Consider the following 20,379-nt stretch of genomic DNA (forward strand, 5'->3'; position numbering starts at 1 on the left):
GCCGGTGGTCGGTGGAGGGCCCGGGCGTCAGGCGTGGGCGACAGCGGCCTTGTCACGGGCCGTGCTGTCCTCTTGCAGTTGGTGCCAGCGCTCGAGCATGTAGAGCGTCCACAGCGCGTAGCTGTGCTCGGGGCGGAACTCGTGGACGGTGGAGCGCAGGGCATCCGGGTCGAAGTAGCCACGTTCCAGGGCGGCTTCGGATGTCAGAGTGTCACTGATCGTGGACCGCAGCTCCGTGCCCAGCCAGCTCTCCAGGGGCACGGCCAGTTCCTGCTTGCGGCGGTCCAGGACCTGTCGGGGCAGGTAACGGGCGGCCACCCGCTTGAGCGGGGCCTTCTCCTGGCGGCCGACAAGCTTGCGGTCCGCGGGAATACGGGTCACGAAGTCGATCAGCCGGTGGTCGAGCAGAGGGCTGCGGGGTTCGACGGAGTGCGCCATCGACATCCGGTCGATCTTCACCAACTGGGCGTCGGACAGCCAGAATCCGCTGTCGACCTGCATGGCGCGGTCCAGGTCGGGGACCGAGGGGTCGGTGCGGTCGAAGCGGGCCCGCAGGTAATTGTGCGGTTGGCGCGGCAGCCGTGCGGCGAAGTCGGCCGCGTACAGTCGGCTCTTGAGCGCCTGGGGAACGCCGTCCAGCAGGACGCCCTCGTAGCGATCTGCGAGGTTCCCTCCCACTGAGAGGTCGCGCAGGCGCTGGTACCGGCCGTAGCCGCAGAAGATCTCGTCGGATCCGTCGCCGGTCAGCACCACGGTCACGTACTGCCTGGCCAACTTGTACATGCAGGAGGCCGCGATCGCGGAGGGGAAGGCGTACGGCTCCCCCATGTGGCTGAGGATGGTGTCGACGGCCTCCATCGCGTCCTGCGGACCGATCCGGTACGTGTGGTGCCGGGTGCCGCAGTGCTCGGCCACGGCACGAGCGTGCACCGACTCGTCGAAGGCAGCGTGCTCGAACCCGACGGAGAACGTGTGCAGGGGCCTGCCGAGCTGCCTGGTGGCCATGGCCACCACGAGGCTGGAGTCGAGCCCGCCGCTGAGCATCGCGCCGAGCGGCACCTCCGACTCCAACCGGTCGTGCACGGCCTGCTGGAGCAGCGCGTCGATGCGGTCGTCGATATCGGCCTGCGGCAGATCGGTGAGCTCGGCGGTGAAGTCGAACTGCCAGTACCTGCGGCGGCGTTCGGGCCGGCCCCGTTCCAGGACCAGAGTCGTCGCCGGCTCCAGTTTGCGGACGTGCTGGTAGATCGTGTGCGGCGCGGGGACCACCCGGTAACCGAGGTACTGGTCCACGGCAAGGGGGTCGATGTCCCGGCCGATGCCGGGGTGCAGCATCAGCGCGGGCAGCTCCGACGCGAACGCCACCGAATCACCGTCCGGCTTCGCGTAGAACAGCGGCTTCTTGCCGACCCGGTCGGTGGCCAGGACGAGCCGGTCCTCACGGGTGTCGTACACGGCGACGGCGAACATGCCGTGCAGCCGCTCGACGAAGTGCTCGCCCAGTTCCTGGTAGAGGTGCGGCAGCACCTGCGCGTCGCTGCCGCCGTGGACCGGGCGTCCTCGCGAGGCGAGGAAGGCGCGCAGTTCCTGGTGGTTGTAGATCTCGCCGTTGAGGACGCATACGACCGTGCCGTCGTCGCTGAAGACGGGCTGGGAGCCGTCGTGCAGGCCGATGACCTTCAGCCTGCACATCGCCAGGGACGCGTCCGACGTGGTGAAGGACCCCGTCTCGTCCGGGCCTCGGTGCGCCATGGCCGCACAGGCGGCGAGGGCGTACGAGGTGTGGGCAGAAGCATGTCCCAGGGACACTGTTCCAGCTATTCCGCACACCGGTCAGCCCTCCTTCAGGTCGAGGCGTCGCTTGGCCTGGCCCGACCGGAGTCCGTCCGGCGTGACGGCATGCACGCGCACCGGTCCGACCAGTCCGGACGCGATCATCTGCGCGACATCGGGAGCCCGCCGGTCCACGGCCGCGCGGACCGCGGTGACCTGGTGGTCGTCCACCGTTTCGGCGACGACCCTGATGACCAGGCCGTCGTCGTCACCCGCCTCGAACGGGTGGCCGGGGAAGACCTCCGCCATGATCTGCGCCAGGTCGTGGTTGCTGATCCGCTCACCGTGCTTGAAGTCGCCGGCGAGCCGTCCGTCGATGCGTTCGAACGCGAACACCTCGCGGCCCTTGTGGTGGATGCGGCGCAGACCGGTGACGGCGTCGCCGGTCACGTAGCGCACCGCGGGGAAGTAGTCACGGGTGAAGGACGTGAGCAGGAGCGCCCCGCTGCCTTCCTGCCGGGACGGGACCAGGTCGTTCTCGGTGTGCCGGCTCAGCTCTTCGGGAGTCAGGACTTCGGGAACGATGTGGTCGTGGAAGTGGTACAGGCCCGTCTCGGCGCACGAATAGCCGATGGCCCCTATCTCGATCGAGCCGAACACGTCCAGGACGTCCTCGGACCGCAGGCCGAATCGTTCGGCCACGTGGGCACGCCATGCGGGGGGCGCGACATCGCCCACGACCATGATCTTCTGCGGCCGGATGTCCAGAGCGGGCCGGGCCTGGAGGAGCCGGTCGAGGATCATCGGCATGGTGAAGAAGACGTCAGGTCGCCACGCGTTGAGCTTCGCGACGTGCTCTTCCACAGGACGGGTGAAGTCGATGTCGTGAGCCTCGTAACCGAGTTCCACGAAGACACGCCGGGCCGAGGCGGCGGCGTGGCCGGTGCCCAGGTCCGCGACGGCCACCGCGCCACGCGGTACCGACGCGGTGAACTCCCCGAACAGTGCGCGACGTTGGGCAATGTACGCGTCGTCATCAGCGGTCGAGTAGAGGATGCGCTTGCGCTGTCCGCCAGAGGTTCCCGAGGTGCGGTAGGCAGAGGCACCGGGCAGTTGGGGGTAATCGGCGGTGTAGTAGTGCGCGCCGAGCAGACCGGTGTCCACGAGAGGAAGATCGGACAGGTCTCCGGAGCCCAGGGCTCCGCGGCGCAGAAGGAGTTCGCGGTACCAGGGGAATCGCTGGGCGTGGCCGGCCGCGAGGGCGGCCAGTTCCGCACCCTGCGCGGAACCGGAGGACTTGAGAGCTGCAAGGGTGGTGGTGTTCGGCATGGCGACCTTTCGTGAGACGGGAAGTGAGCGCGTGCGAGCGTCAGCTCCAGCGCTCCGTCTCGCCGAAGAAGTCCGGCACCGAGACCGCGAGGCCCTTGTCGACGGCCTGCTGGTAGAGGCGCTGTCCGACGGCGAGGTCGAGGACACCGAGGCCGAAGGGCGAGAAGATGCGCGGTCGGTCGGCTGCGGGGGCGACCTCGCCGCGGATCACGTGCGCGAGGGTGCCGTCGATGAAGTCGCGGTGCCCGAGCTGCTGTTCCGCCAGGTGCGGGGAGGTATTGGCCGTCAGGCAGTGGTCGACGTCGTCGAGGATGTTCTGCGCACCGGCGATGACGTCCGCGCCGAGGTCTCGCAGCGAGATGTTGAGGACGGTCTGTCCGGCGGCGAAGGCATCGGGCCGGGTCACCCAGGGCTCGGGCGCGGTCGTGGCGAAGACGACGATGTCGGCGTCAGCCGTGGCCTGTTCGAAAGAGTCCGCGCGCTCGGCGCCGTATCCGAGTTCACCGATGTGCCTGGTGAGCGCATCCGCGTAGGAAGCGTTCTGGTCGTGCACGACGAAGCGGTTCACGGTCCACGACTGTCCGGCGAAGAATTCGGCGATGTTACGCGCGATGATTCCTGCGCCCACCAGGCATATTCGGTCCGCGGTACGGCCACCCGTCAGTTCCTGGGCACCCAGGACGGCGGACGCGGCGGTGCGGGCGGAGCTGATCTGGGACGCCTCCAGGCAGGCGAAGGGATAGCCCGTCTCGTAGTCGTTGAGCAGCAGTGCGGCCGAGGCGCGTGGAATGTTGCGCTCGATGTTACGCGGGTAACTGGCGATCCACTTGATCCCTGAGACGCCGTAGTCGCCACCGAGGTGGGCGGGCAACGCGATGATGCGGGCGTCCGGCTTCTCCGGGAAGCGCAGGAAGTAGCTGTTCGGGTTGACCGATTCGCCGTCACCGTGGGTGAGGTAGGCGGAACGGACCGTCTCGACGATGTCGGGACGAGAGGCGTCGATGAGGGTGCGCAGGGCGGCGCCGCCCACGACGTGGAAGTCGAACATGCAGAGGTTTCCCTTGTCTGGTTGCTGGTCTCAGCAGGGGTGCGGATGTGGCCTGGCGAGGACGCAGGCATCGGGTCACACGGCGACGGGACGTCCGGCGGAGTCGTCGAGGACACCCGTGCCGAAGGTGTCGGCCACCCACATGTCGTCGTAGATCGTCTTGACGTAGCGGTCGCCCATGTCCGGGGAGAGCGCCACCACGCGCGAGCCCGTGGGGACCCTGTCGGCAATCGATTCCAGGGCGGCGAGCACAGATCCGGTGGAGCCGCCGAGCGGCAGTCCGTGTTCAAGGGCCATGCGTCGGCACATGCGTACGGCGTCGCGCTCGTCGACGAGGATCACCTCGTCCACCTGCTCGGGCCGGCACAGTTCGGGACGGCGGCTGGTGCCGAGGCCGGGGATGTGGCGTGGGCCGGGCGGGCCGCCGAAGGTGACCGATCCGGCGGTGTCCACTGCGACGATCCTCGTCCAGGGGGAGAACATACGGAAGTGACGCGTGCAGCCCATGAGGGTGCCGGTGGTTCCGGCACCGACCAGCAGGGTGTCGACGTGCCCGATGTTCTTGAGTATCGAGGTGGCGGTCCGCCGCGCGTGTGCCTGCGCGTTGGCGGGGTTGGCGTACTGGTTGAGCCACACGAGGTTCGGGTCGGACCCGGTCATCTCATGGATGAGGGCGATGCGGGTGCCGAGGTAGCCGCCGTTGTGGTCCTTCTGCGTGACCTGGATGACCTCGGTTCCCAAGGCGCGGAGAAGCGCCAGACTGTGCGGGGAGATGTTCGGGTCGGTCACGCAGGTGAAGTGATATCCGCGCGAGGCGGCGATCATGGACAGGGCGATGCCGAGGCTGCCGGAGGAGGACTCGACGATCCGGCCGCCGGGCAGGAGCACACCCTTGCGTTCGGCGTCCTCCACCATGCCCAGCGCGGACTTGAGCTTTACCGACCCGGCCGGGTTCATCCCTTCCAGCTTCAGGAAGAGCTGACGGTCCGGCAGGATGCCGTCCAGTTCGAGGAAGACCTCGTCGGTGACGATTTCGCAGGCGTGCTGGTAGATCATCGGTCCCCCTGCGGGTCGGCCGACGACAGACGGGGAGCGTCTTCACCTGATCTGCGCGGGTTCGTCCGGAGGGCGGCGAGGCGGCGCAGGAAGAGGACCTCGGCATGAGCCAGAGAGGCGATCTCGTTCGGGCTCACGCTCTCGTCGATGCCGTGGATCTGCGAGGGCGGGTCCTCGACGCCGCACAGGAGGATCTCCGTGTCCGGATAGAGCCTCCGGAGGACGGAGCAGACGGCGATGGAGCCACCGGCCCCCACGTCGCGGGCCGGCACGCCGAAGGCACCGTGCAGGGCGTGGCGCATCTCGGCATGGGCCTGTCCCCCGGAGTCGGCGAGAAAGGACGGGCCGCTTGTGACACGCCGGATTTTCATGTGCGCACCCCAAGGCACCTGCCGACGCAAGTGATCGGCCAGTTCCTCGTGGACTCGGGACACGTCCGCACCAGGCGGGGTGCGCACACTGATCAGCGCTTTCGCCGAGGGCAGCAACGCGGGCACCGCGTCGTCAAGTTGCGGCGACTGCACGGCGAGCACGGTGATGGCGGGCCGGCTCCACAGCCGGTCGGCGATGCTGCCGGTGCCGATGAGCGCGACACCGTCCAGGACGCCGGCATCGGCGCGCAGGTCCGTCTCGGAGTACTCGGCGGCGGCACGGGGTCGCGCCGTCCCACCGGCGCCGGGCCCCGGCACACAGGGTGTCCCCTGGCTGTCGTGCAACGTGGCCAGGAGACGGATCAGAGCGGTCATGGCGTCGGGCACGGGCCCGCCGAACTGGCCCGAGTGCAGCGTCTTGGACAGCGTGGAGAGCTCGATCTCCACTACTGCCATGCCTCGCAGGGAGGTGGTGAGGGTGGGGATGCCGGACTCGACGTTCCCGGTGTCGGCGACGACGACCACGTCCGGCGTCGGCAGGTCCGGATGGGCTCGCAGCACTTTCTCGAGGCTGCCGTCGCCGGGTTCCTCACAGCCGTCGACGAGGACGGCCAAGTCGATGTCCGGGTAGGGCTCGTGAGGCAGGGCTTCCTGAAGTGCGCGTAACGCCGTGAGGTGCATGACGACGTTGCCCTTGCAGTCCGCACTGCCCCGGCCGTACCAACGCCCCTCGCGTTCGGTCAGTTCGAACGGGGGTGTACGCCAAGAGGCTTCGTCCTGTGCGGAGACGACGTCGTAGTGCGCGTAGAGCACCACGCACGGTGCGCCGGGGGGTCCGGGCCGGCGAGCGTACACCGTCTTGGGACCCTCATCGGTGGAAAGCAGTCGGGTCTCGGGGAAACCGGCATCCGCGAGCATGGCGGCGATCCGGTCGGCCGCGCGATCGAACTGGTCCGGCGGTGAAATACCGACGACGGTGCGCAGCGCGACCAGTTCCGCGAGGTCATCGCGGGCCCTGGGTAACAGGGAGCGCACGGTCTCGGCCGAGCAGGGAGTAGTCAAGGTTTCTCCAACATGCGGGGCGGGTGCGGGTGCTCAGGCGGTGGTGGGTGCCGGGGCCGGTGCAGCCAGGACCGTACGGATGGCGGCCTGGCCTGCTCGGGGCCGAGCATCGGATGTACCGGCCCCGAGGTGATGTGCCCCCAGGATGTTCGGCGGCGCCGACATACCCGGAAGTTCAAAGGTGTACGATGTCTGAAACGGTGCTCGCCAAGCGGCCTCTGCGGAGTGCCTCGACGAGCACGGACTCGTTGTCGAGGCCGCCACGTGCCGAGTCGACCAGGTGCGCGGTGGGCCACATCGGCGACGGCCCCTGAGCCCTGACGAGTCTTGCGGTACCGATGGCGTGCGGCAGGACGGGGTGACGACCTTGCTCGCCGCAAGGAGTTCGTCAGGACCGCCGAAGCGGAGGTCCTCGTCGGCGGTGTCGGCATACGGGGCGCGTACGAGGAACCCCACGGTGCGACCCGCCAGTTCGAGACCTACGAGATCCGTCCGCGTCACTCGCCGGCTCGAAGCGAGTGTTCCGCGACCATGATGCGGCGAGCAGAGGCAAGGATGAGGCCCACCGCGAATTCGGGGACGCTCGAGGTGCTGTAATCGGGAGCGTCAACCACGACAGCGCCGCACCCGACAACAGCGATGGGGTCTGTGTCGTCCAGGCCCACCCGGCGCGGCCAATGACGTGCAGCCACGGCGCACGCCGAGCACCTGAGTGTCGCTGCGCACGATCAGGGCATCCGCATCGGACAGCGCTACGAACAGGTCCAAGCCACCATGGCCGCCAACTCGGCGAACGTCGCACGTAGCCTTCAGGCCACTGACGGCAGTATCGGGAAGTTCGTCGTTCAGGATCACCACAGGCGAAGGCATGGAGCTCTCCTAGGGCAGGTTCAGAAAAGGTCGGCCTGTCTCAAAAACCAACTGTCCGGTTCGCTTCGGTAAAGAAGCCTAGCGTTTAGTTCGATCTTGGGGGAAGGGGAGCCCTTGTGCCCTAGATCACTCCCTCGCCCGCTGTTGCCCCGAGGGGGGGCAGGCCGTGTGCCCGCTGCTACCTGATCTCCGGGTTGCCGTGACAGCGGCCTCGCGGTGTGGAGCCATCGCCGCTCCGGACCGCCGGAGCGCGGCTCGTTACGGGTAACTGTCTTACGGATCAGTGGAGTTGACAGCTCTGGCCGATCCGACGAGTCACCGTTCCCGGTCGGCCCTGGGCATCCACAGCAGGACGAGCACCACGCCACCGAGCAGAATCAGCCCACTCGTGCGGAACGCGGCCGCGTACCCGTCCGTGAGGGCCGCCGCACCCGGCGCTCCGGCCGTGCGCGCCGCCGCGACCGTCGACAGGATCGACAGGCCGAGCGCGCCGCCCATCGTGCGCGACGTGTTGACAAGGCCGGACACCAGACCCACGTCACCGGGCGCAGCGCCCGACGTCGCCAGGGACGAGAGAGGCGTCGAGGCCAGGCCCGCACCGAGCATCATCAGCATGCCCGGCAGCAGGATCGACGTGACATACGAGCCGTCCGGGGTCATCGTCGACTGCCAGCCGACCCCGGCCGCGGCTACCAGGAGCCCGACGACCGTGACGTTCTTCGCCCCGATCCGCGGCATCAGGCGCGGCGCCAGCTTCGAGCCGACGACCCCCGTCAACGACGACGGTACGAGGGCGAATCCGGCCTGGACCGGCGAGTAGCCGAGCACGTTCTGCGCGTACACCGTCATGAAGAACCACATGGCGAACATGGCCGCGCCGGAGATCATCATCGTCGCGTTCGCCGCCGCCACCGACCGCACCCGGAAGAGCCCGAGCGGCATCAGCGGAGCCTTGGTCCGCGCCTCGACCAGGAGGAACGCCACGATGAGCAGCAGCCCTGCAGCGAGTGGCACGAACGTCGCGGGCGCCGTCCACCCTTCGACCTCGGTCTGCACGATCCCGTACGCGAGCGTGGCGAGGCCCGCCGTGACAAGCAGCGCGCCCGGCAGATCGAGCCGCCGCCTCTCGCCGCCCCGGCTCTCGGTCAGCCAGCGGACGCCCGCCACGAGGACGAGCACACCGACGGGCACGTTGATGAGCAGCACCCAGCGCCAGGAAATCAGATCGGTGAGCACTCCGCCGACCGCGCCACCGACCGCACCGCCGCCCGCACCGACCGCCGTCCAGGTCCCGATGACCCGCACCCGCGCGGGCCCTTCGGACACGGCCGAGGTGAGCAGGGTGAGCGTGGACGGGGCGAGCACGGCCGCGCCAAGGCCCTGGACGGCCCGGGCGGCGAGCAGCTGCCAGCCCTCCTGGGCGAGTCCGCCCGCCAGGGAAGCGGCCGTGAACAGGGAGAGCCCGACGAGGAACATCCGCTTGCGCCCGAACAGGTCCCCGGCCCGGCCGCCGAGCAGCATGAACCCGGCGAAAGCGATCGAGTACGCGTTGACCACCCACTGCAACCCGATCGCACTGAGCCCCAGGCCGGCCCGCATCGACGGCAGCGCGGTGTTGACCACCGACACGTCGAGGACGACGAGGAACTGCCCCGCGCACACCGTGAACACCACCACCCAGGTCGGCACGGCCTTGCGGGACGAGCGGGTGGGTATGCGGGTGTCGGCGGGTGTCTGAGCCATGCCGACCATGCTCTCAGCCGGGCCTCGGCCCGCACATCCGGGGTTCGGTGTAGGGGTCATCGGGCCATCGGGCCGGCGGCAAGTGCAACAGAGCTTCATTTCAAGGCCGTTCAACGCCCACGACGCTCCTGACATGGCATCCGAACCCCTCACCGAACACCGACCGGTCCACGGCCCCGACGGCTACGGCTACCTGCGGCACGGCCGGGGCGGACCCGCGCGCCGGCCTTCATGGGTGCGCTCGACGTCCTCGCCCTGCCGGATACGTACGAACTCGTCATTCCGACCCGCAGCCACCTCGGGCCCCGGCACGTCGCCTTCGGGGCAGCGCGGCCGCGCCATTCCCGTGGGGGAACCCAGCAGTGAGAACACGCTCTTCGGTGTCGGCGGCCGTGTCCGCCGCACTGGGCGCCGCGCTCCTCGCCGCGCCCGCGTCGGCGTTCGCGGCCGACGGTGACACACCGGGGCAGGACCCGACGGCCGCCGCGACCGCGAGCCCGACGGCCGAGCCCACCTCGGCGGACACGCCCACCGGCACTCCGACCGACGCCCCGTCCGACACGCCTTCGGACACCCCGACGGCACGAACACCTATGTGGTCGTCGACTCGAAGACCCTGCCGGTCGTGATCAGCCCGAGCCGGATCCGGCTGGACCACTCCAGCGCGCAGATCAAGTTCGGCGCCAACCAAGTGGGTGGCGTTCGCCAAGCAGCGCGTGTACATCGTCTTCCAGGCCAAGGGCAAGACGTCCTGGACGACCCTGGGCACCGTCAAGACCGACTCGCACGGCCGCTTCACCGCCCGCTTCACCGCGAAGCAGGACGGCACCTGGGTCGCGGTCCACCTCGCGTCCGGCTCCTACGTGGACGTGCGCTGAGCAACCGTCTCCGACGACCACCGGGAAGGGCGCCCCGGAGACCTCCGGGGCGCCCTTCGCCGTCGCCGGTGCCGCCGGGGCTCCGGGCCCGGACGTGGTCAGGACCAGGCCGCCGTCTCGTTGGCGTGGAGACTGCACAGGCGGGTGAACTCCTGGTACGGCAGGGTCCCGCCGGGACGGCGCAGGTCGGTGAGCCGGACGGTGCGGGTCTCGATGTACTCGACCCAGCTCTGCCGGCCCTGCGCGTCCCAGGTGGAGGCGCACTCCAGGCGGGTGAAGCCGGGGCGGTCGTCCTTGTCCTGGCTGGTGACGTAGAACGCCTCGACGGAGCCGGAGTGGACGGACCTGATGATGACCGGCCGGTCCTTGCTCGTCCCGTCGTCCTCCTTGAAGGCGACCTCGGCCCACCAGACCTGGCCCGCCCGGACGTTCGGGGCGGTGCCGCGGTTGCGGAAGAGGTACCAGAGGTACAGCGGGACGGCGACGAGCGCGAGGAGGATCACCACCACGCCGAGCTGGCCGGCCATGAAGAGGACCGGGGCCGTGAGGACCACGGCCAGCAGGTCCCGGACGACCGGCTGGAGGGTCGCGGGAAGCTTCCAGCTGACGGCCTTGGCGAACCGCCACCAGACGTACGCCGCGCAGGCGTAGGCGGGGACCGAGAGGACCGCGAGTACGCGGTCGCCGTGCGGGTCGAGGAACAGGGATGCCGCATAGGCCGCCGCCAGGGGCCACACGAGGTGGATCGCCCAGGTGAGGGGCCGGGTGCTGCTCGGGGCGAGGAAGTCGCCCAGGTGCGTCTTGAGCTTGTGAAGCATGAGGCTCCCGTCTTGCCGGCCGGTCCCGTTCGAGCCGGGTCGGCCCGTGTGGATGGCGCCCTGTCACCAGAGCCGGCAGCGGATGCCGTTCGCCTTGCGAGCGAGATCGGCTCGCGCATCCCGCTGCAAGATCGCGAGCATAAGGAGATTCACGCCCCACACACAAGCCCTTCACACAAGCCTTACGAACTAGCTCTCACCTGCGCGGAGTTCGGGTACGCAAGGCCTCAGCGCGCCGCGCTCTCCGCCTCGTCCGTCGCCGACGGGTGTACGTACCTGCCCGGGTCGAACGGGGTGAACCAGGACCGGAAGGACATGGGGGCGGCTCCCGGCGCGGCACCCGGGGCGGCCTCGTCGGTGCCGTGCAGCGAGCCGTCGTAGAGCCACTCGTGGTCCATGTCCTCGTAGACGTTGCCCGCGAACGCGTCGAGGGCGGCCGCGACGTCGTCGTCCAGGAGGCCGTGCAGTTCCAGGGCGGTGATCGTCTCGCTCAGCAGGAACCTCAGGGCGAGTTCCTCGGCGACACAGCTCAGCCGCTGGAAGCTGCCGTCGGTGAAGCGCGTGGTCATGGCGATGACCGTCACCAGGAAGCGGCGGGCGAAGTGGGCGTCGTACCGGAGCGCATAGCGGTCGGGCAGGCGCTCCAGGTGCCACAGCGGGCCCTCGCACTCGGCGACGGTGGCGTCCTCCTGGGTCAGGACCTGCATGTCCTGGAACAGCCCGTCCACCAGGATGTCGGTCGCGTGGACCAGGGCGCCGGCGGCGAGTCTGGCGCTCTCCGCGGGGACCGCGCGCTCCGCCCGGTCCGGTTCCTCCCCGAGCCCGAACCCGAGTCCTGCCCCTGTCCCTGTCCCTGTTCCTGCCCCTGTCCCTGTCCCGTTCTCGTCCCCGTCCGGCGCGCCGAACACCGACGGGGAGAACGAGCGGAGTTCGTCGGCCAGGTCCATCATCCGGGCCCGGACGGCCGCCGACTTCGCCTCGGCGTCGGGGAGGGCCTCGGTGTCCTCCGCCGCGCGGTCCTCGATGTGGCGGGCCCTGCGGGCGGCCGGGTCGTCGGGCGGGGCGTCGGGGCCGTCGGCCGCGTCGAGGCTCTTCCTGGCCAGGTCCTCGTGCAGCTCGACCTCGCACCGCTCGATCGTCCAGTCGACCAGGAGCTCCGTGCGCTCCAGCAGTTCGTCCACCAGCGCCTGCACCGACTCCTCGGCGAGCTCCAGGGCCGGGGCGTCCACGACGACCTTCAACAGGGCGCCGCCGGGGTGGACGGCCACGACGCTGTCGAGCAGTTCGACCTCCACCCCGTCGGGTCCTTCGACGGACCTGACGGAGTCGAATCCCTCTTCGATGAGTGCCACGGCGCCGGCACGTTGCAGCGGGTCCATCTCCGGAGTCCCCTCCGGGATGCAGGTGTCCACGGTCACTACGTACGTCACAGGTCCGAGCCTGTCAGGAAGGAACCATTCTGCGCGACGGGTTCGGCACCTCCGGACCGCCGGAAACGGCTCCGAGGCCGTCCTCCACCGGGAAGACGGCCTCTGTGTGCAGCGGCCGGTGCCGGATCGTCCGGCACCGGTCCCTCCCCTCGTGGGGACCGGTGTCGAGCGGTGCCGCGAACGGCGTCGGCCCGTGCCGCCGCGGCGGGTCGGCACGGCCCCGGAAGGGCCGGCTCCGTGGTCGGGCGCGGACCCGCCCCAAGGGGGCCGGCTCCGCGGGACCCGCCGGACTCATGCGCCGCGGCCTCGGCCGCCGGCCCGTGGTCCCGGCCGAATCCGGCCGAGAACGTACGGTGTCATGAGGTGTCCCTCCGGACGCCGGGCTGGTCGACCGCGTGTGCGACAACCCGTCACCGCTCCGCTACGGCATGATCCTGCCAGCCGAGGCGCCCGCAGAGGAGGTTCCGAGGCCGGAACAAAGCTTTCTTCGCAGGTCAGCCGTATAAAGTGGGTTTTCCGGTCCGGACGTTCCAGTGCGGGGAAGTAAGGGGTGGGGACCTTGAGTTCCGACTCGGGGGCACGCACGGCCTTCGCGGAACGCCTCGCGCTGCTGTACCGGGAGGCCGGCAACCCGCCGCTGCGGAGCGTGTCCGACGCGGTCGTGCGGTTGCAGCGGTTCGACGAACGCGGCCGGCCCGTACGGGTGTCCGTGCAGCGGATCAGCGACTGGCGGCGGGCCCGGAACGTACCCGCCCAGTTCACCGCCCTCGCCGCGGTGCTGCACATCCTGATCCCCGAGGCCCGGCGCGCCCGGCCCACGCCGGTGTCCACCGGCCTGTACGACCTGGTCCAGTGGCAGCGGCTGTGGGAGCGGGCGGTGGCCGACCCGGTCGGCGACCACCCGGCCGCCGCGACGGCTGAGCCGGGACAGCCGCCGGCCGACGCCGTGACCGTCCCCGCCGGGGTGTGCCCGTACCGCGGGCTCGCTCCCTACCGTCCGCAGGACACCCGGTGGTTCTTCGGCCGGGAACGCAGCACCGGCTCCCTGGTCGCCCAGCTCCGCGCTGCGGAGCGCACCGGCGGCCTGGTCATGCTCGTGGGCGCCTCGGGTGCGGGCAAGTCCTCCCTGCTCAACGCCGGGCTGGTGCCCGCGCTGCGGGAGGGCGCGCCCGGCGGCGCCGAGGGCGAGCCGGACGGCGGGGCCCGAGAAGTGCTCCAACTGGTGCCGGGGGCCGATCCGCTCGCGGAGCTCACCCGGCGGATACCCGGACTGCGCGAGGTCGTCGCGGGCGCGCGGGACGCGGCCGCCGCCGAGCCGGGCGCGCCGCGGTCCGCGGGCGCCGCGCGGGCGGCCGGTACCCCGCGCTTCGCCCACGCCGTACGGGAGGCCGTCACGGCGTGGGCGCGCCGCGCGTCGGCCTCGGCCGCCCGGCCGGTCGTCATCGTGGACCAGTTCGAGGAGGCCTTCACCCTCTGCTCCGACGAGACGGACCGGCGGATCTTCATCCGGCTCCTGCACGCCGCCTGCACGCCCGCCGGCCCCACCGACCCCGGCGCACCGGACGGCGGCGCACCGGACGGCGGCCCGGACGCCCCGCCTCCCGTGCTCGTGGTCCTGGGCGTCCGCGCCGACTTCTACGAGCAGTGCCTCGGCCACCCCGAGCTGTCCGACGCGCTCCAGCACCGGCACATGGTGCTGGGCCCGCTGACCGGCACCGAGCTGCGCGAGGCGGTGACCGGACCGGCCAGGGCGGTGGGGCTGGAGCTGGAACCGGGTCTCGCGGAACTGATCGTGCGGGAGGTGAGCGCCGACGGCCCCCGCGGGGCGCACGACGCGGGGGTGCTGCCGCTGCTGTCCCACGCGCTGCTCGCCACCTGGCAGCGGCGCAAGGCGGGGCGGCTGACGCTGGCCGGCTACCGCGCGGCGGGCGGGATCCAGGGAGCGGTGGCGGCGACCGCCGAACAGGCCTGGTCCGGTCTCGACCCGGCGGCCCGCACGGCCGCGCGACTGCTGCTGCTCAGGCTGGTCCGCCTCGGCGAGGACACCCAGGCGACCCGCCGACGCGGGACCCGGCGCCAGCTCGCCGAGGAGTCGACGGACCCCGGCAAGACGGAGGAGTCGCTGGAGGCACTGGTGCGCGCCCGGCTGGTGACGCTCGACTCGGAGACCGTGGAGATCACCCACGAGGCGCTGCTGCACGCCTGGCCGCGGCTGCGCGACTGGATCGACGAGGACCGCAACGACCATCTGCTGCGCCAGCGGCTGGAGGAGGACGGCCGGTCCTGGGAGGGATCGGGCCGCGACCTCTCGCTGCTCTACCGCGGTTCCCGGCTGGAGCAGGCCCGTACCTGGGCGAAGACCGCCGGGGACACCTTCCTGACCCGCGGCGCGATGGAGTTCCTGGCCGCCTCGGTACGGCTGCGCAGGCGCACCGTGTGGATCGGCCGGAGCGCGGTGTCGGCGCTGGTCGTCCTGGCGCTGCTGGCCGTCGGTTCGGCGGTGGTCGCCTGGCAGCAGCGCAACGACGCGGTGTTCGAGCAGGTGGTCGCCGAGGCGGACCGCGTCCAGTACACGGATCCGTCGCTGTCCGCCCAGCTCGACCTGGTGGCGCACCGGCTGAGGCCGGACGACGAGGGCGCGAACAACCGGCTGGTCTCGATCGTGAACGCGCCGCTGGCCACCCCGCTCCTCGGCCACACCGGCGCCGTCTACCTCACCTCGTTCAGCCCGGACGGCCGGCTGCTGGCCACCGCCAGCTACGACCGGACCGTACGGCTGTGGGACGTGTCGGACCCGACCCGCCCGAAGCCGCTCGGCAAGCCCCTGACCGGGCCCACGAGTTGGGTGAGCAGCGCGGTCTTCAGCCCGGACGGCCGCACCCTGGCCGCGGCCGGCGACGACGGCACGATCCGGCTGTGGGACATGGCCGACCCCGCCCGGCCCCGGCCGCTCGGCAAGCCGGTCCCCGGCCACGGCGGGACGATCTACCTGCTCGCGTTCGGTCCCGACGGCCGCACCCTGGCCGCCGCCTGCGAGGACCACACCGTACGGCTGTGGAGCACGGCCGACCCGGGCCGCCCGGAGGCGATCGGCGCGCTGCGGGGGGCCTCGGCCGCGGTGCGCTCCGTGGCGTTCAGCCCCGACGGGCGCACGCTGGCGGCCGGGGGCGACGACAACACCGTACGGCTGTGGAACACGGCCGACCCGCGGCGGCCCGTGCGCGTCGGCGCGGCACTGACCGGCCACACCGGCACGGTGCACTCGCTGGCCTTCAGTCCCGACGGGCGCACGCTCGCCGACGGCAGCGCGGACGACACCGTACGGCTGTGGAACGTGACCGACCCGGCCGCCGCCGTCCCGCTCGGCACACCGCTGGCCGGCCACACCGGACCCGTCTGGTCGGTGGCCTTCAGCCCGGACGGGACCATGCTCGCCTCGGCCAGCGCGGACAGCACGGCGAGCCTGTGGAACGTCAGCGACCCGGCCTACCCCTCGCAGGTCGGCGAGCCCCTCGCGGGCAGCAGCGGCGAGATGTACGCCCTGGGCTTCAGTCCGGACGGCCGCACCCTCGCCACCGGCAGCGGCGACAGCAAGGTCCGGCTGTGGTCGATACCGACGTCCGACATGATCGGCCGGATCGGGGCGTTCCGGCCGGACGGCCGGGTGCTCGCCACGGCCGCGCGCGACCAGCGGGTCCGGCTGTGGAGCGTGCGCACGCCCGGCCGGCCGGTGCAGCTGGGCACGCCGTTCGCGCCCGAGGAGGGCGACGTGCGCTCGCTGGTGTTCTCCCCCGACGGGCGCACGCTGGCGGTGCTGACCGGAAGCCGGGCGGTGCAGCTGTGGAACGTCGCCGACCCGGCCCGGCCGGTGCCCCACGCGCCGCCCGTGGCGCTGCGGACCCGGTACGCGGGCCCCGACGCGCTGGCGTTCAGCCCGGACGGACACACCCTCGCGACCGCCTACGACGACCGCACCATAAGGCTGTGGGACGCCACCGACCCGGCCCGACTGCGGCCCCTGGGCAGCCCGCTGACCGGCCACCGGGGATACGTGTACACCCTCGCGTTCAGCCCGGACGGGCGGACGCTGGCCAGCGGCGGCGCGGACGACACCGTACGGCTGTGGAACGTGACCGACCCGGCCGCCGCCGTCCCGCTCGGCGCGCCGCTCACCGGACATCTCGGTCCCGTCAACACGCTCGCCTTCGGCCCGGACGGGCACACGCTGGCCAGTGGCAGCGACGACGACACCGTACGGCTGTGGGACATCGCCGACCCCGGCCGGGCCGGACGGCTGGGCTCCCCGCTCACCGGTCACACCGAGGCGGTCGTGTCGCTGACGTTCAGCGCGGACGGCCGCACCCTGGCGAGCGGCGGCAACGACAACACCGTACGGCTGTGGAACATCGCCGACCCCTCCGACGCCACGCCCATCGGGCAGTCGCTGAGCCCCAACGCCAAGACGGGCAACTTCCTGTCGTTCGGGCCCGGCAGCCGGCTGCTCGGGGTGTCCAGCGGCGCCGACACCGTACGGCTGTGGAATCTGGACGCAGACGCGGCCGTCCGGCACATCTGCTCGACCACGCGCGGGGTCCTGACCCGGGCGAAATGGCACGAATACCTGCCCCGGCTCTCCTACGACCCCCCGTGCGCCCCCTGACATCCGGGTGATCCCGATCACAGCGCCCGGGGGGCCGAGCAGTCGTCCTCCGCCGAGCGAGCAGCCTTGTTAGGCTTGGCCATAGCCCGATCGCTGGTGCATCCCCCGTCGCCAGCGGTCGGGCGCTTGCGTGCCGGTGGCCCCCGGCCCGTGCCTTCCCCGCCCGTCCGGACCCTCGCGTCCGGATCCCCGGAAAGGTGGTGAGTGCCGCGGTGAACCGGCGCGTCGTCATCGTCACCGCCGTCCACCCGCCCTCGGCCCGGTTCCTGCCGGAGGCGTACCGGTCGTTGTGCGAGCAGCGGCTGCCGCGCGGCTGGGACTGGCACTGGCTGATCCAGGAGGACGGCCGCACCGACGCGGTCCGCCGGCACGTCCCCGACGACCCTCGGGTCGACTTCGGGCAGGGCCGGCCCGGTGGCCCCGGTGTCGCCCGCACGATCGCCCTGGCCCGCGCGGACGGCGCGTACGTGAAGGTCCTGGACGCCGACGACCGGCTCGCCGAGGGGGCCCTCGCCCGCGACCTGGCGGTCCTCGAAGCCGATCCCGGCATCGGCTGGACGACGTCCCGGGCCCTGGACGTGCTGCCCGACGGCTCGACGGCCGGTTTCCCCGGCGACCCCGACGACGGACCCGTCGAGCGCGGCACCGTGCTCGACTTCTGGAAGGCGAACGACTTCCGCGCCCCGGTGCATCCGGCGACGCTCTGCGTGCGCCGGGAACTGCTGCTCGCCCTCGGCGGCTGGATGGCACTGCCCGCGTCCGAGGACACGGGTCTGCTGCTGGCGCTGAACTCCGTGAGCCGGGGCTGGTTCTCCTCGGCGGTGGGGCTGCTGTACCGCAAGTGGGAGGGCCAGGCGACCGGCCAGGCGGCCCATACCGACCCGGCCGAACGGGCCGCCCGGATGGCGGTCGTGGAGCAGCGGGCGAGGGCGTTGGCCGGGCTGCGGTGGGGGTATCCGGCCGCGGACTGACGTCCGGCCGCCGAGCCGGCCACCCGCGCGGGTTTCCGTGCGGGCGCGGAGGCCGGCTCGGTCAGGGAAGCGTCTCCGCGTCCACCCGGGAGAAGACCAGGTCGCTCTCGGCGGTGACCGGGCCGCGCAGGCGGACCGCGACGCCGGGATTTCCGCCGAGCGCGGCGGGATAGCTGTCGGCGGCGTAGTCGTTGGCCAGCCGGTAGACGTGGAAGCCCGCGTCGGTCATCGTCCGCAGCAGCTCCCCGGGGGAGTCGCCGAGCGCGGCCATCCGCTCGGGAGTCACCTCGACGCAGATCTCCGCGTCGGGCCGGAGCCGGTCCAGCAGCGGGGCCAGGCCGCGTACGACACTGCCCTCGGCGCCCTCGACGTCTATCTTGACGACCCGGGCGGCGGCGATCTCGGCCGGTTCGAGCAGTTCCGGCAGCGGGCGGGCCCCGATGTCGAAGGTGGACTCCGCCGGACCGTCGTACGGGACGATGCTGTTCGCCCCCGTGTTGGCGGAGCTGGCGAGGACGAAGGTCAGGGTCCGACGACCGTCCGAGACCGCCGCGTTGACCGCGCGGACGTTGCGGCAGCCGTTGAGCCGGCACTGCTGCGACAGCCGGCGGTGGAAGTCCGGGGAGGCCTCGATCGCCACCACCCGGCCGGTGTCACCGACGAGTTGTGAGGCCAGCACGCTGAACACCCCGACGTTGGCGCCGACGTCGACGAAGCAGTCGCCCGGCCGCAGCCTGCGCCGCAGCCAGCTCGTCAGATGCGGCTCCCACACCCCGAAGAGATACAGGTAGCGCTGGATCAGGTCCCGGGTGTCGACCGCGAACCGGGCTCCGGAGCGGGTCTCGACGACGCGTCGGCGCGGATGGTCGCGCAGATGGGGGTTGAGGTGGCGGGCGGCGAGCCGTCCCTTGCCGAGCGAGCCGGGGGCGTGACGTACGTAGTGACGGCCGAGCGTGACCAGCAGCTCCGCGACCGGACCACCGCTCATCGGGGCGCGCCCTCCTCGGCGGAGCGGTAGCAGAGGCCGGGGTCGACGGAGACCGTCATCCACACTCCCGTCGGATCGGTCGGAACCCGGTGGCGCGGCCCGCGCCGCCGGCTGCCTGGTGCCTGCCCGTGCGGGGACCCGGTGAACCGCCCGGCTCAGGTCTCGTTCCGGTCGAAGGGGAGCTCCAGCATCCGGATGGCGTTGCCCCGCAGCAGCTTGTACGTCACCTCGTCCGGCAGGCCCGCCACGTGCTCCTGCGCCACCGCCTTGGTGTGCGGCCAGGTCGAGTCGACGTGCGGGTAGTCCGTCTCGAAGGTCGCGTTGTCCACGCCCACGGTCTCGATGGCCTCGATGCCGTGCCGGTCGCGGAAGAAGCAGCAGAAGATCTGCCGGTAGTAGTACGTCGAGGGCGGCTCCGGGATCAGGTCCTTGACTCCGCCCCAGGCCCGGTGCTCCTCCCACACGTCGTCGGCGCGCTCCAGGGCGTACGGGATCCACCCCATCTGCCCCTCGCTGTAGGCGAGCTTCAGCCGCGGGAAGCGCACCAGCACCCCGGAGAAGAGGAAGTCCATCATCGACGCCATGGCGTTGTTGAAGCTCAGCGCGGCCTGGACGGCCGGGGGCGCGTCCGGGGACGCCGCGGGCATCTGCGACGACGAGCCGATGTGCATGTTGACGGCCGTGCCGGTCTCCTCGCAGGCGGCGAAGAACGGGTCCCAGTAACCGGAGTGGATCGAGGGGAGCCCGAGATAGGTGGGGATCTCGCTGAAGGTCACCGCCCGCACCCCGCGGGCCGCGTTGCGCCGGATCTCGGCGACGGCCAGGTCCACGTCCCACAGCGGGATCAGGCACAGCGGGATCAGCCGCCCGCCGCTGTCCCCGCACCACTCCTCGACCATCCAGTCGTTGTAGGCGCGCACGCAGGCGAGTCCGACCTCCTTGTCCCGGGCCTCGGCGAAGGTCTGACCGCAGAAACGCGGGAAGGTCGGGAAGCACAGCGAGGCCTCGACGTGGTTGAGGTCCATGTCGGCGAGCCGGGCCTTCGGATCCCAGCAGCCGCGGCGCATCTGCTCGCGGGTGATGCCGTCGAGGGTCATCTCGTCGCGGGAGAAGCCGACGGCCGCGATGATGCGCTTGTACGGGAAGATCTCGCCCTCGTACTCCCACCAGTCGGTCGGCTGGCCGTCCGGGTCGGTGGTGAAGCGGTACTTCCCGCCGACGTACGCCAGGTCTCCGATCCCGGCGGTGAAGGGCTTCGGCCCCTTGTCCCGGTACCGGCTCGGCAGCCAGGTCTCGAACAGGTGCGCGGGCTCGATCACGTGGTCGTCCACGCTGATGACCCTGGGCAGTTCCGCGGTGCCGCCGTCCTTGCCGACCATGAC

At 71.4% G+C, this 20,379-nt stretch carries 15 protein-coding genes; 4 read left to right on the forward strand and 11 right to left on the reverse strand.

Going from position 1 to position 20,379, the window contains the following annotated elements:
• Positions 1-27: 27 nt before the first annotated feature.
• From asnB to ACZ60B_RS19710, 7 genes are all read right to left on the reverse strand, one after another.
• Positions 28-1,830 carry an asparagine synthase (glutamine-hydrolyzing) gene (asnB, locus tag ACZ60B_RS19680; protein WP_469388548.1) on the reverse strand — a complete coding sequence of 601 codons (1,803 nt, stop codon included), beginning with the start codon at positions 1,828-1,830 and terminating at the stop codon, positions 28-30.
• Between the two features lie 3 nt (positions 1,831-1,833).
• Positions 1,834-3,102 (reverse strand): phenylacetate--CoA ligase family protein, encoded by a 1,269-nt coding sequence (locus tag ACZ60B_RS19685; RefSeq protein ID WP_469388549.1) that lies wholly within the window; start codon positions 3,100-3,102, stop codon positions 1,834-1,836.
• Between the two features lie 40 nt (positions 3,103-3,142).
• The gene (gene sbnB, locus ACZ60B_RS19690; RefSeq protein ID WP_469388551.1) at positions 3,143-4,150 is read right to left on the reverse strand and encodes a 2,3-diaminopropionate biosynthesis protein SbnB; all 1,008 of its coding nucleotides are present in this window, start codon (positions 4,148-4,150) and stop codon (positions 3,143-3,145) included.
• A gap of 75 nt (positions 4,151-4,225) precedes the next feature.
• Positions 4,226-5,206 carry a 2,3-diaminopropionate biosynthesis protein SbnA gene (sbnA, locus tag ACZ60B_RS19695; protein ID WP_469388553.1) on the reverse strand — a complete coding sequence of 327 codons (981 nt, stop codon included), beginning with the start codon at positions 5,204-5,206 and terminating at the stop codon, positions 4,226-4,228.
• On the reverse strand, positions 5,203-6,639 hold the full coding sequence (locus ACZ60B_RS19700) for a M20/M25/M40 family metallo-hydrolase (protein ID WP_469388554.1): 1,437 nt from the start codon (positions 6,637-6,639) through the stop codon (positions 5,203-5,205). Before ACZ60B_RS19700 ends, sbnA begins: the two co-directional genes overlap by 4 nt.
• Before the next feature lie 175 nt (positions 6,640-6,814).
• Positions 6,815-6,991 (reverse strand): NAD(P)-dependent oxidoreductase, encoded by a 177-nt coding sequence (locus tag ACZ60B_RS19705; protein WP_469388596.1) that lies wholly within the window; start codon positions 6,989-6,991, stop codon positions 6,815-6,817.
• Positions 6,992-7,824: 833 nt separating this feature from the next.
• Entirely contained in the window at positions 7,825-9,261 is a 1,437-nt protein-coding gene (locus ACZ60B_RS19710; protein ID WP_469388556.1) for an MFS transporter, read from the reverse strand.
• Positions 9,262-9,614: 353 nt separating this feature from the next.
• Between ACZ60B_RS19710 and ACZ60B_RS19715 the strand changes: the two genes are divergently transcribed.
• Complete coding sequence (locus ACZ60B_RS19715; RefSeq protein WP_469388557.1) at positions 9,615-9,881, forward strand: hypothetical protein; 267 nt, start codon at positions 9,615-9,617, stop codon at positions 9,879-9,881.
• 66 nt (positions 9,882-9,947) lie between these two features.
• On the forward strand, positions 9,948-10,130 hold the full coding sequence (locus tag ACZ60B_RS19720; protein WP_469388559.1) for a hypothetical protein: 183 nt from the start codon (positions 9,948-9,950) through the stop codon (positions 10,128-10,130).
• 98 nt (positions 10,131-10,228) lie between these two features.
• Here ACZ60B_RS19720 and ACZ60B_RS19725 read toward each other — a convergent pair whose 3' ends face one another.
• The gene (locus ACZ60B_RS19725; RefSeq protein WP_469388561.1) at positions 10,229-10,948 is read right to left on the reverse strand and encodes a type II toxin-antitoxin system PemK/MazF family toxin; all 720 of its coding nucleotides are present in this window, start codon (positions 10,946-10,948) and stop codon (positions 10,229-10,231) included.
• A 227-nt stretch (positions 10,949-11,175) separates the two neighbouring features.
• Complete coding sequence (locus ACZ60B_RS19730) at positions 11,176-12,378, reverse strand: hypothetical protein (RefSeq protein WP_469388562.1); 1,203 nt, start codon at positions 12,376-12,378, stop codon at positions 11,176-11,178.
• A gap of 550 nt (positions 12,379-12,928) precedes the next feature.
• Between ACZ60B_RS19730 and ACZ60B_RS19735 the strand changes: the two genes are divergently transcribed.
• A complete protein-coding gene (locus ACZ60B_RS19735; RefSeq protein WP_469388564.1) occupies positions 12,929-17,038 on the forward strand; it encodes an nSTAND1 domain-containing NTPase in 4,110 nt (1,369 codons plus the stop codon).
• Between the two features lie 200 nt (positions 17,039-17,238).
• Positions 17,239-18,009 carry a glycosyltransferase family 2 protein gene (locus ACZ60B_RS19740; RefSeq protein WP_469388565.1) on the forward strand — a complete coding sequence of 257 codons (771 nt, stop codon included), beginning with the start codon at positions 17,239-17,241 and terminating at the stop codon, positions 18,007-18,009.
• A gap of 61 nt (positions 18,010-18,070) precedes the next feature.
• Here ACZ60B_RS19740 and ACZ60B_RS19745 read toward each other — a convergent pair whose 3' ends face one another.
• Both ACZ60B_RS19745 and ACZ60B_RS19750 read right to left on the reverse strand, forming a co-directional pair.
• Entirely contained in the window at positions 18,071-18,997 is a 927-nt protein-coding gene (locus ACZ60B_RS19745) for an FkbM family methyltransferase (protein ID WP_469388567.1), read from the reverse strand.
• 155 nt (positions 18,998-19,152) lie between these two features.
• Entirely contained in the window at positions 19,153-20,376 is a 1,224-nt protein-coding gene (locus ACZ60B_RS19750; protein ID WP_469388568.1) for an amidohydrolase family protein, read from the reverse strand.
• Positions 20,377-20,379 lie beyond the last annotated feature (3 nt).

This window comes from Streptomyces sp. NPDC104096 (assembly GCF_055584385.1).

Excerpts from the sequence above, each read along its gene's own strand:
- ACZ60B_RS19685 (WP_469388549.1), bottom strand. The coding sequence starts at position 3,102 with ATGCCGAACACCACCACCCTTGCAGCTCTCAAGTCCTCCGGTTCCGCG.
- sbnB (WP_469388551.1), bottom strand. The coding sequence starts at position 4,150 with ATGTTCGACTTCCACGTCGTGGGCGGCGCCGCCCTGCGCACCCTCATC.
- sbnA (WP_469388553.1), bottom strand. The coding sequence starts at position 5,206 with ATGATCTACCAGCACGCCTGCGAAATCGTCACCGACGAGGTCTTCCTC.
- ACZ60B_RS19710 (WP_469388556.1), bottom strand. The coding sequence starts at position 9,261 with ATGGTCGGCATGGCTCAGACACCCGCCGACACCCGCATACCCACCCGC.
- ACZ60B_RS19725 (WP_469388561.1), bottom strand. The coding sequence starts at position 10,948 with ATGCTTCACAAGCTCAAGACGCACCTGGGCGACTTCCTCGCCCCGAGC.
- ACZ60B_RS19745 (WP_469388567.1), bottom strand. The coding sequence starts at position 18,997 with ATGAGCGGTGGTCCGGTCGCGGAGCTGCTGGTCACGCTCGGCCGTCAC.
- ACZ60B_RS19750 (WP_469388568.1), bottom strand. The coding sequence starts at position 20,376 with ATGGTCGGCAAGGACGGCGGCACCGCGGAACTGCCCAGGGTCATCAGC.